Annotated in this window: 8 protein-coding genes and 2 pseudogenes; 4 read left to right on the forward strand and 6 right to left on the reverse strand. The window is 68.6% G+C overall.

All coding sequences use genetic code 11. The features are described 5' to 3' along the window. Nucleotides 1-348 precede the first annotated feature (348 nt). On the forward strand, nucleotides 349-1,329 hold the full coding sequence (locus tag ACIREE_RS42050) for a hypothetical protein (RefSeq protein ID WP_404164813.1): 981 nt from the start codon (nucleotides 349-351) through the stop codon (nucleotides 1,327-1,329). A gap of 32 nt (nucleotides 1,330-1,361) precedes the next feature. Here the strand turns inward: ACIREE_RS42050 and ACIREE_RS42055 are convergent, their stop codons facing one another. Beyond that, nucleotides 1,362-1,826, reverse strand: a complete 465-nt coding sequence (locus tag ACIREE_RS42055) for a hypothetical protein (protein ID WP_404164815.1) — start codon at nucleotides 1,824-1,826, stop codon at nucleotides 1,362-1,364. A 152-nt stretch (nucleotides 1,827-1,978) separates the two neighbouring features. Further along, nucleotides 1,979-4,339, reverse strand: coding sequence for an NACHT domain-containing protein (locus ACIREE_RS42060; RefSeq protein ID WP_404164817.1), 2,361 nt, complete (start codon nucleotides 4,337-4,339; stop codon nucleotides 1,979-1,981). A 644-nt stretch (nucleotides 4,340-4,983) separates the two neighbouring features. On the opposite strand from ACIREE_RS42060, the gene ACIREE_RS42065 reads away from it, so the two are divergent. After that, a complete protein-coding gene (locus ACIREE_RS42065) occupies nucleotides 4,984-6,165 on the forward strand; it encodes a hypothetical protein (protein WP_404164819.1) in 1,182 nt (393 codons plus the stop codon). A gap of 656 nt (nucleotides 6,166-6,821) precedes the next feature. Here the strand turns inward: ACIREE_RS42065 and ACIREE_RS42070 are convergent. After that, nucleotides 6,822-7,906 (reverse strand): annotated as a pseudogene (locus ACIREE_RS42070) (integrase core domain-containing protein). A 468-nt stretch (nucleotides 7,907-8,374) separates the two neighbouring features. On the opposite strand from ACIREE_RS42070, the gene ACIREE_RS42075 reads away from it, so the two are divergent. Next, a complete protein-coding gene (locus ACIREE_RS42075; RefSeq protein WP_404164821.1) occupies nucleotides 8,375-8,746 on the forward strand; it encodes a hypothetical protein in 372 nt (123 codons plus the stop codon). Here ACIREE_RS42075 and ACIREE_RS42080 read toward each other — a convergent pair. Next, nucleotides 8,736-8,921, reverse strand: a pseudogene (locus tag ACIREE_RS42080) (ISKra4 family transposase); the annotation flags it as partial. The gene ACIREE_RS42075 and the pseudogene ACIREE_RS42080 overlap by 11 nt on opposite strands. 481 nt (nucleotides 8,922-9,402) lie before the next feature. Next, nucleotides 9,403-9,747: a hypothetical protein gene (locus ACIREE_RS42085; protein WP_365536394.1), complete on the reverse strand. Its 345-nt coding sequence runs from the start codon at nucleotides 9,745-9,747 to the stop codon at nucleotides 9,403-9,405. 133 nt (nucleotides 9,748-9,880) lie between these two features. Between ACIREE_RS42085 and ACIREE_RS42090 the strand changes: the two genes are divergently transcribed. Then, nucleotides 9,881-10,291 carry a hypothetical protein gene (locus tag ACIREE_RS42090; protein ID WP_404164823.1) on the forward strand — a complete coding sequence of 137 codons (411 nt, stop codon included), beginning with the start codon at nucleotides 9,881-9,883 and terminating at the stop codon, nucleotides 10,289-10,291. A 69-nt stretch (nucleotides 10,292-10,360) separates the two neighbouring features. Here the strand turns inward: ACIREE_RS42090 and ACIREE_RS42095 are convergent, their stop codons facing one another. Further along, complete coding sequence (locus ACIREE_RS42095) at nucleotides 10,361-10,801, reverse strand: integrase (RefSeq protein WP_404164825.1); 441 nt, start codon at nucleotides 10,799-10,801, stop codon at nucleotides 10,361-10,363. Nucleotides 10,802-10,913 lie beyond the last annotated feature (112 nt).

Genomic DNA, 10,913 nt, shown 5'->3' on the forward strand with positions numbered 1-10,913 from the left:
ATCCCACTCCGCATTCGTTAAATCCCCACGGCCCATACCCCCAGCCTGAACTCAACGACCATGCCGTGTCAGCAGATCCGAGAAACAGCGCCTAGCCGTCTTCCAGGAGGATCTGATCCGCTCCTACCGGGCCTTCCTCGACCAGCGGCGAACGACACGGCCCGCAGAGGAATACCGCGAACCCACGGCTGACGAATGGCGCGAGTTCCAGGAACACTTCCACACCCGCAAGCTGGAGCTCGCGCGCGTGGGCTGGTGGTGACGGCCAGCCAGCTGGAGAGCTGGCGCAGGGCAGGGCTCTTGCCACGGCATCGGCGACGCGGTCTGGGGCGCGGCAGCGGATCGGTCGTGGAGGCAGTCGATCCGGTCGTGGTCGACATGGCCGCGGCGCTGGCGCGGCACCTACGGCAGGGGCGTGACCGGCGTTTGGCTGTGCTGGACTGGTTCGCGGAGGCTGGCCAGCACCGTCAGTCCGGAGCAGCGCGGGTTCCGGAACCGCCGGTGGTTGCGGTGCGTGACGCCGTGGTGTGGGTGATGCGGGGCTCGATGTCGCAGCAACTTCTGCAGGCTGCCACGCGTGCGGCTGAAGCCGGGGGCGAGGAGGGGCAGGACGCGGTCTATGAGGTTGCCGGGCGGATGCTGGCCGCCCATCCCTACCGCGGTGCCGCTCATCCCGCATTGGTGCGCTCCGTTCTCGAAGCTGACACCGAAATCCCCGCAGGTTCACCGAGCGCGGGCTTCGTGCATCTCGTCGCAGTGTCCTGTCTGGGCGCGGAAGAAGTCGGGGCGGAGGCCCTGGCGGAGGCATTCGCCGCAATCGGCATGTTCGGGCTGACGGTCCAGGAGTGGGCCGACATGCTGGGCGCAGCCGAGCGGGGCGAGAGTCCACCAGTGAACTGGGGGCTGTTGCAGCAGATCGTGGACATGCTGGGCCCGGTCCAACGCGCCAGTGGCACACAGCTCTTGCGGGCTCGGACCGTGCTGACCGGCCTGCAGTCGTTCTACGCGATGTACGTGCTCCACGGGCTCCTCCTGCCGGACACGCCTGCCCTGCGCGCGCTGCGGAACCGGATCGACGAACGTGGCATGTTTCCGCTTCTGGACCACATGATCTCCATCAGCCCGACCCCGCAGCAGTACGCCGAGGGCCTGGCCGCCTGTTTGGGCTCGGCTTTCGACAAGCTCTATGACGCACTGACCGAGCAACTCACCGAAGACCCACTCCTGTTCCACATTCCCGGCGACGAGACGGGGGCCACCGGCTTCTGTGAGGCCTGGCTTCGTGCGCTGCAGGACGCCACGCACCCGACCGGCAATGTAGCCAGCTAGGGACCCTCGTGCTCCCGGCTGTGTCGTAGCCGTCACACAGTGCGATCCAAGGCTGCGCGCGGCTGGTCGCCCACGGTCCACGGGCGACGCCCGGATTTCAAGTGCGCACACACTCCACCGTGCTCGGGAAGTTCGACGCCCAGCTCGTTTTGGAGCGCGGGGAAGAACTTCTTCGCCTCGGGCGACTGGAAGGTGGTCTGCCAGCGGTAGCCGGGGCCATCGACCAGCGCGCGGCGTACCAGGCGCCGTCCCAGTCCCTGACGATGATGGTCAAACACGATGGAGATCTTGTTGATGCTGGCGACGCGGCAGTCGTCGCACACCACCCACACCAGCCGTCCAATCTCGTAGCCGGCCCGGTCGTGCATCCGCAGGTTCCGGTATCCGGTCGGGGTGCGCGGCGGCCAGTACAGGAACCGCACTTCCTGATGGCGGGTGATGAACTGGATCCACCGCCATCTCCGCGGCGACAGGTACGAGGGCACGGGCGGCGTCATCGTCTACTCCCCCAGGGCTGACTCGACAACTGCGGGTACTCGCCGGAATCCTGCCCATGACGGCGAGCCCCACGCGAGCACGCCCGGGTCGGCCCAGCTTCCCTGTACCACGGGGCGGGCGTGCCTGTGACGCGCAGCGACGACGAAGATTCTCATCGGGCAATCTGCGCCGGCGTCGCCTCGGGTTCGTCGGCCAGGCGCTGGCCCAGATGGCGTTGCAGTTCCACGTGCCGGAACTGGTAGACGGGGCCGGCCCGGCGCAGCACGCCGCGGTTCTCGTGGGCGTCTTTGAGGAAGGGCAGGAGACGTGGTGGGAGGTGGCCTTGGAGGGTCAGCCAGCTGCGGATGAGGGTGAGGTAGGGCCAGGCGGTGGAGCCGAGGCCGTAGGAGAGGGCGATGGCGAGGCCGCCGCAGACGCCGCTGATGATGGAGGCGGTTGACAGCATGTCACCGGTGAGGATGGCGATCATGGTGGCCAGGCCCAGCGTGACGGAGGTGACGACGGCGAGGAAGGATGCCCGGTCGTGGTGGTAGAGGGCGCCGGGGCCGAGGGTGCCTTGCAGTACGGGCGCGGGGGTGGAGAGCATGAACATGTTGGTGATGACCCAGCAGACCAGGAAGAGGGTGGGTAGCCCGGTCCATAGGGTGTCGGTCCGGAAGGCGGCGATCGCGCCGAACCCGCCCGCAACGAAGCCGCCCCACAGTCCTCTTCTGGGCCTGATGCGCATGGCCGGGTGCGGCACGATGCGTGGGGCCCCCAGCACGGTGGTGAAGCCGACCCCGGTGCCCAGCAGGACCGCCAGGAGCGCGGGACCCACCACGCCGGCGCCAAGCGAGGCAAGTGCGGTGAAGGACAGCGCCGCCACGGGCGCGCCGACCAGCACGCTCAGCGCCGCGGCCGGTCTCCAGCGCAGCCGGGTCCGCTGCCCGGCATGCCGTTTGGACACCGCCGCAAACGATCCGGTGAAGAAGGCGCAGATGCCGCCCAACAAAATGCTGGGGATCAGGGCCTGCAGCGGTGCCAGCGCCGTGTCAGTGGCGCTGTGGCTGGACACTGCCTCGCCGACAGTGACGGACACGTCCGTGAGCAGGGCGGTCACGGCCCAGGCCACCAGTGCGCTGCGGGTCGCGTCGGTGAAACGCGGTGGTCCTTCACCGCGTGCGGTCAGGCGTGCGGTGGGGGCGCCGGCCAGTTCCCACCACGCCAGGTCCGGGCTGCCGGCGCGGTGGGCTTCCTGGAAGGTGGCCAGGTAGGTGAGGGCGCGGGTGGCCTGTTCGGCGTTCCACCGCGATGGGCGGGAGGGGTGGGGTGCGTAGGCGGCCGGGATGTAGGCGCTGAAGAGGTGGTCCTCCACGGCGGCGCGGCTGGGAAAGCGGAAGGTGTCGCACAGCTCGGCCGGCTCTATCGCCGGGGGCACGGGGCCGGCGCCGGGGCGCGGGTTGTAGATGGTGCGTGCCAGGAACAGGTTGATGGGGGTGCCCAGGGCGCGGCCGACCGGTGTCGTCGTGCCCAGCTGGGCGGTCACGGTGTCCCACCGTGCGGGGCCGCGGGTTCCCGCGCCGCCGGCGTCCCGGCGCAGATAGGCGGCCGCCTCGCGGGCGTTCAGGGGCTGCAGGGCGATGGCGGCGCTGCCGTTGATGCGGATGCTGCCGTGGCTCAGGGCCCGTTGGTAGTCGGGGGTCCGGGTGGCAAGGGCGATTGGCTGTCCCGCCGCCAGGTCCTGGTTGATGGCGTCCAGGGCCGGGGCGTGCCAGTCGGCGGGCAGTTCGTCGAGTCCGTCCAGCAGGGGCAGGACCCGGTCGGTGTCGACCAGCAGGGTCGCCAGGTCGGGCACGGTGCCGGCGGTGGCCGGGACCGGGGCGGGTGCCGCGAGACCGGGGTAGGTGCGGCGCAGTTCCGCGGCCAGCCACTGGCGCAGGCGCTGCTGTTCGGGGTTCCAGGAGGCCAGCGACAGCAGCACCGGCACCGGTTGGCCGCTGGCGCGGCGGCTCAGCAAGTCCTGCAGCAGCTGCATCATCAGCACGCTCTTGCCCGCGCCCGGGCCGCCGAGGACCACCAGGCGGCGGGTCGGGATCAGGTCGCTGAAGACGCGCCCGATACCCGGGCCGGCCCCAGCCAGGTCGGCCGGGGAGGCCGGCCACCGGGTACGGTCGCCCGGCGGCCCGCCCGGCCAGTTCGCGGCCATCTCACACAACAGCCCCCACTCCTCGGCCAGATCCGCCTCGAACTGCCAGGCCACCGGCAGCGGGTAGGGATCGTTGATCCGGCGCACCGTCGCTTCATCGCTCCACTGCCGGGCGATCGTCTCCGCCAGCCGGTCGGTGAGCGCCTCCACACTCGTCGCACCGGCCTCGACGCGGTCCGCGCGAAACGCCGCCCACGCCATGTACCCGGGGCCCAGCGCCAGCAGCACCCCGACCAGCGTCTGCGGCACCCCCAGACTGAAATGCTTGGCCAGCGCGATCGCCACCACCGCGGCCACCAGCGTCAGCCCCGCATAGAGGACCCCCACGCGCCGTACTCCCCCACGCCCCATCCGTCTATTTTCCCCCAACGCAGGCCATACAGCGCCTGCTTGACGAAGTCCAACGATCTCGCGCGGGCAGCAAGGCTGGTCGCTGGCCGGGAACGGCGGCCCGCTTCCCGTACCTCTTCGTGGGATGCACATGGGAGTGTTCCCGGCGTGGGGCTCTCGAGCCCGTTACGAAGGTTCCGACCAGTCGGATCTTCCAGAGACAGTCCCCTCCCCTCGCCCGCGCCCGGCGCAGCGGCCCTCCGTTCGGGGACCAACCCGGTGGCGTACAGGCTTTCTTCGGCGTTCGAGTTGGAACGGGCGCGGAAGGTCAGTTTGCGTACCTCCGTGCGCAGGGCTCCCGTTCCGTCCGCACGCGGTCCCGGGAATCTGGGGACCGTGAAGGCGGCAGGCGGCTTGGCGGAGCACGGACCGCGGACGCGAGTCTCCCTGGACCGCGTACTGCGCGGCGGCACCGGCAGGCGTACTGAGCGGGTCATCGTCCAGGCCAAGCACGGGCTCGACAGGACCGTCCATCCGGCAGCGGACGGGTCAGCGCGCGGACCAGGCGGACCGCATCCGCCCACACCGGCCCGCGGCTCGTACCCGGACAGGAGCATCACAGGTCCGCCCGTAGGCCCGCCTTGGACGGTTCGCCGCACAACCATGTGGACGGCTCGTGGGTCACATGGGTACCGCGGCGCCCTCACGACCCCGTCGCGGGCGATTACAGGGAGTACGTCATCAGCGTCATACGCAACACCACCCTGACCGCGGCAGGCTGTGCGGTCCTGCTGCTCGCGACGACCGCGGCCTGCGGCACCGTGGAGAACCTCACCGCGGCCCAGAAGATCGACCGGGCCGCGGACAGACTGGGCGAGCGCACGTCCCTGTCCGTGGAGTTGGGCCTGGACGCCTCACCCGCCGCGCTGACGAAACTCGCGGGTTCGGACGACGAGGTCCTGCCGCCCGAGATGGCCGAGGCGCTCACCAAGTCCCGGATCAGCATCTCCGTACGGTCCAAGAAGCCGCTTGCCGATTCGGGCGAGAAGGACATCGTCGGCGCCGGCCTGAGGATCAGTGGCCCGCAGGGCGTCCTGGCCGAGTACCGCCTGTCCGGCGACTACGTGTACTACCGCATGGACATCGACGCCTTCTCCGAACTTGCGGGCTTCCCCGCACCCACCGCCGACGACCTGCCCCCGGGCAAGGAGGGCAAGGCATTCCGCAACGTCATCAACGGCAAGTGGGTCAAGTTCCAGACGGGCGACCTCAAGGAGCGCTCCGCCGAGCGGAGCGGCAAGAAGGCCGGCGGGAAGGCGGACGAGGAGTCGGTCGACTCAGCCACCCAGAAGAAGATCATGGAAGCCGTGCGCGGCGCGCTGGAGAACAACGTCACCCTCACCGACAAGGGCGACACGAACGGTACCGAGCACGTCACCGCCAAGGCGCCGTTCCGCAAACTCCTGACGGACGTCATCGCCAAACTGCGACCGATCTCCGACGAACTGCCCGAGGGCGCCGAACTCCCCACCGCCAAGGACCTGAAAGACGCGCCGAACAAGAAGGTCGCCGTCGACTTCGCCATCAAGGACGGCACCCTGACCGGCATCTCCATGGACATCGCCCCCCTCGCGGACGACGCCCACGGAGCGAAGGTCCCGCTGTCCCTGAGGTTCGGCAAGGCAGGCGACATCACCGCCCCGGCGGGCGCCACCGAGATCCCCGTGAAGGAACTCCTCACGAGCGGCATGTTCGGGATGGCCGGACTTGGCTCCACCGAGTCCGGCGCGTCCGGCTTCAACGAGCTGGACGAGGACCTCTGAGCCCCGCCACAGCCTCGGAACAAGACCTTTCCGGAGGTTCCTTGTTGGCCGGTGCCCCGTGCCACCCGTTGCGGCGGACTGAGGGGTGTCGACCTTTTGCATGGGCTGCCCTCAGCCACCGTGCGGCACGGTCCTGCTCCTCGGCTCACGGGCGGTTAGTGATCGCGAAGGCGGGCGCAGAGTTGCACCCGCCCTCCTGCGCAGCCTGATCTTCACTCACACAGGAGCAGCTGGCGATCCAGCTGGGTGGGGGGGGGGGGGGGCGGGGGGGGGGGGGGGGGGGGGGGGGGGGGGGGGGGGGGGGGGGGGGGGGGGGGGGGGGCGGCCCCCCCCCCCCCCCGCCCCGCGCCCCCCCCCCCCCCCCCCCCCCCCCCCCCCCCCCCGAGGAGCATCCTGTCGTTGTGCTCGGCCGTGAGGCACGGGCGCGGCGCTGCCCATGGCCAGCTCACCTCGGGGGGCTCCCCGCCCTGCCCGGACCACCTGTCCTTCACCAGCCGCTGCGCGCCGAGAAGCCACCGTGGACCAAAAGGCATAAGGCCCAAAAAGTCCGACATGCACGCGATTCAAGCCTGCGCGAGCCGTCACAAATTCATCACATTCTTTGTGGCGTCGACACTTTCCCCACCCTGTGCTGTTCGGAAACTCGTCGCCACTGGTCAAGCCGTGTATCTGTACTCGCTGATCACGCCGCCGAGTACTCGGGTGCGAAGGAGCCGGTGAGTGGTCTGGTTAGTCCCAGACGCCGGGTGCTCTTGGGCGAGGGGCGGGAGTTGTCCCCGAGCCTGGTGCGGGCGATGTCCGTTGTAATGCCGGGCATACGCATCGAGGACCTGCCGGGCATGGAACTCGTTCCAGATCAACAGGTGGTCGAGGACCTCGCGCCGCAAGGTTCCGATAACCCGCTCGCAGTGAGCGTTCACCCGAGGGACCCGCGGCGCGGTCCTCATGACGACGATGCCGTCGGCCACGAAGACCGCGTCGAAGGACTCGGTGTACTTCGCGTCCCGGTCGCGGAGCAGGAAACGCAGGGAGTCGACCCGCACGCCCAACTCGGCGGCGAGGTTTCTCGCCTGCTGTACCGTCCAGGGCCCGGTGGGATGGGCAGTCACTCCCGCGATGTGGAGCCGACGCGTGCCATGTTCGAGGAATACCAGCGCGTACACGCGACGTAGGTGGACCAGGTCGATATGGACGAAGTCGCAGGCGACGATGGCCTCGGCGTGCGCGCTCAGGAATTCGCGCCACGTCGGCCCGACCCTGCGTGGGGCTGGATCGAAGCCCGCTGCGGTGAGGGTCTCCCAGACCGTCGTCGAGCCGACCGGGTGTCCGAGCCGGACACGTTCCCCTTGGATCCGCCGACAGCCCCACCGCGGATTCTCGCGGGCGAGCCGCAGCACCAGAGCCTTCACCGCACTCGCAGTCGACGGCCCCCGGGGCGCCTCCGGCGCTTGCTGTAGTCCCCCTTGCGCGCGATCAGTCTGCGGTGCCACGCCAGGAGCGTCGCGGGCGTCACCGGGAACACCTGCGCCCACCGGCACCGCGGAATCAGGGAGGACAGCGCCGCGAACCACAGGCGATCTGCCGGCTCATACCGCACCGGACCCGAGAGCTGCCTGCGCAGCACCTCGTTCTCGTGGCGCAGCACGAGCAGTTCCGCATCCTTGACGGCGTCCCGGCGCAGCAGCGCCGCCGGGACCGCGAGCAGCTTCCGAGCCACCTGATACACCAATGAGACGATCACCCGGACAGGCTCCAAGCAAGCTGTCGGGGCTCGCCAGACCCACTCCAAACAGCAACGATGATTTTCCGAACGGCACAGGGCCGCAGGGCGCACTGTCCGACGGGCACGCGCAGCGGATCCGGTCCTGCGTCACCGAGGCGGCCCGGCATCGTGAACAGTCGTCAGGGAGGGTCGCCGGAGCAGAAGAAGCAGCGCGCCACGCCGGGCCCCCGTGCGTGGAGTTCGCCGGGGCGCGGGCTCCTGCAGGGCGAGTCCCCCGGGGGCCAACGGTACCGGGGGCGCAGCAGATGCTCATCACCGTTCATCTGACCGCGCCTTCTGGCCGCCACCGACGACGAGTCGCCCCGAAAGGGGATGACGTACAGGTTCGGAGTAGTCAAATGACGGATGCAACCGGTGCGGCTGCACCGGGACATTGGAGTTGCTTGCGAACGGACAGGTCGGAGGCTCTCCGGAGGAGTTGTTGCTGTGAAGACGTTATCGGGCCAACTGGCGAAGACGACTGGCGTGCTGGGTCTCACCGTGGCCGCACTGACCACCGTGTCGGCATCGCCGGCCACGGCAGGCACCACGTCTGCGGCCGGCTGCACCAAGTACTACGCGAACGCGAACATTCAGGTCCAGGTGGACAACTGTTCCGACGGCTGGGTCTGGGTGTACGCCGCCAGCGGTGGCACCTATTTCAAGGCCACCGTCTATGTGACAAACACCTTCAATGGACAAGAGCCGCAGGTGCTGACGGCGGACGAGGGAAAGTCCAACGCGCACCAGTACATCAATGTCTACAGCTTCCGCTTCGGGTGCGGATCCTCTGAAGTGAAGGTTCCGATCAGGCTGTAAGGCTGTAGTTCTGCTGGTCAGGGCTGGGGTAGAGGCGTTGATGCTCGCGGGCCGCATGGAAGATCCAGTAGTCCTTGAAGTCCCCGTTCGTGATCAGGGCACGGAACTGGAGGACGGCTTCGGCTCCGTCGAGTCCCCAGCGGGCGCCGGTGATGTCAAGGCGGTCGGCGATCATTATCTGAACCAGTGACAGGTCGCTTCAAGCGCCGGCATCGGGATGCAGTCTGGTGTTCGGGATGATGGTGTGCGGGGCGACGTCGTGGAAGCGGGGCATGCCGAGGTCGGTGGTCCGGCGTGCTGATTCTTCGAGTTGAGCGATCTTGTTGTTGGTGGCGGAGAGGCTGACGTTGAGGCCGTCGACCTCGCCGAGCCAGCCGTGCTCGCGGGCTTCGTCGATCCGGGCGAGGAGGTTGTCGCGGATCTCCAGAAGCCGGGGAAGGTAAGCCGGGTCGGTCCGCAGAAGAGGGCAGCGAATGCAGGCTTATCCGAACTACCCAGCTCACGGACCGACTGGGCCGATCGTGGGCGGAGTTGCTAAAAGTAGTGGGCAACAATCTCGGCGTCCGGGAGTATCCGGGCGTGTCGCGCCGCCAACTCGTGCCTGATCGCTGGCCTCGATCAGTCTCCGGATCGCTCCATGAACACCGCGTCCCACCTCAGCCGGCGTCCAGGGCGTCTGCGCGCCTCGTCAGGTCCGCCGCGACACGATCCCAGTCCGGTCCGTGCAGCCACAAGTTCTCGGCAGCCTCGCGCATCAGCGCTGGCTCATCAGGTCGCTGCAGGAGCACCAACCGGTAGGACAGGTTGCGAACCCAGACCGGCAAACGACCATCGACCACGTGAGGGCAGAGCTCACGGAGCATGGCGAGGATCGAATCGGCGTCAGCGAAAGTCAGTTCCTCGACGAAGTAGTGCTCCCGGTGGTCGAGGTCGCACTCAGGCGTCGGTCCGAACTCGTCTCCGTAGAGACACCGGGCGTGCTCCGTCAAGGTGCTGTGCATGTCCTGGAGCCTATGACGCCTTGATCCGCGGGGGCGAAGCGATTATCTGGAGGGTGCCCCAGTGGTATTTTGACCCGAAATCGCGGGAGGGGTGAGTAGGCGGGTGGACAGAGACCGGCGGCATGCAGCTGTCGTGGTACTCCGTGAGCTCGGGCGAAGCCACGATTACCGTGACCGGGCGGATGCCGGTCACGGCCTGGCAGGCTTCGCCGAGATGCAGGAGGCCCTCGGGCCGCTGCTGGAGCTCTTGCTCGACGCAGGTGACACCTTCGTCACCCGGGTGACCGCGGAAGCCGTGCTGCGGCGAAAGGACAGGATCGGGTTGGCGGTAGTCGCCTCCGCACTGGCAGTCGCCGACTCGAATCACAGCGATTGGATCCACACCGCACTTCACGATGTGTTCAGCATTTTCTCCGAGGACCGGGACAACGCGATGCATTTGTGCGAGGAGATGTTGCGGGACACTGACGACCGCGTTGCCCTGGGGGCTCGTCAGATGCACGAAGCCCTGGCCGAGATCGACCCCGTTCTTCGTCGCATTTAGCCCGAGGTGGACACTGCCGTGCCCAGCTCCATGAGCGGACCGGCATTCCGCCGGCTGTCGCGTCGGTGCTCAGCGTTCTGGCTCGGCGCTGGTTCGTCCGGCGTCGCGGCGGAAGTCGGGCATGCCGAGGTCGACGGTGGACGGCTGGGCGGCACGGTCGCGCATGGCCTCCAGCTTCTGCGCGGCGGCGGCCATGGTGGTCTCGATGGCGGCGACCTCGCCAAGCCAGCCCTGGTCCCGGGCCTCCCGGAGGCGGTCGACGAGGTTGGCGTGGATCTCCTGGAGACGTGGCATCTGGGCCGGGTCCACGAGAAGTAGGGGACATCTGACGCAGACGTTTTCATGCTGGCACGGGGTCGCGTAGTCGCGGCCGCAGGTTCCCAGGGCGACCTTGCGGAGTTCGAAGTGGGAGAGGAATTCGTCCCACTCGGTGGTGGTGAGCTCGCGGTACTCCTCGCTGGGCCGCTCGGTTCTGCGGCGGGCGATGAAGGCCCGGTGATGGGAGATCACGTCTTCCGGGTAGATCGCTAATGGTGGAGTCGGGTATTGGAACCTGGGGAATGGGGGTCAGGTGGCTGTGGCTTTGCGCGGTCCGGCCGGGAGCATGTCAGCGGTCAGCGCC

The sequence above is a fragment of the Streptomyces sp. NPDC102467 genome, from assembly GCF_044765445.1.
Lineage (GTDB): Bacteria > Actinomycetota > Actinomycetes > Streptomycetales > Streptomycetaceae > Streptomyces.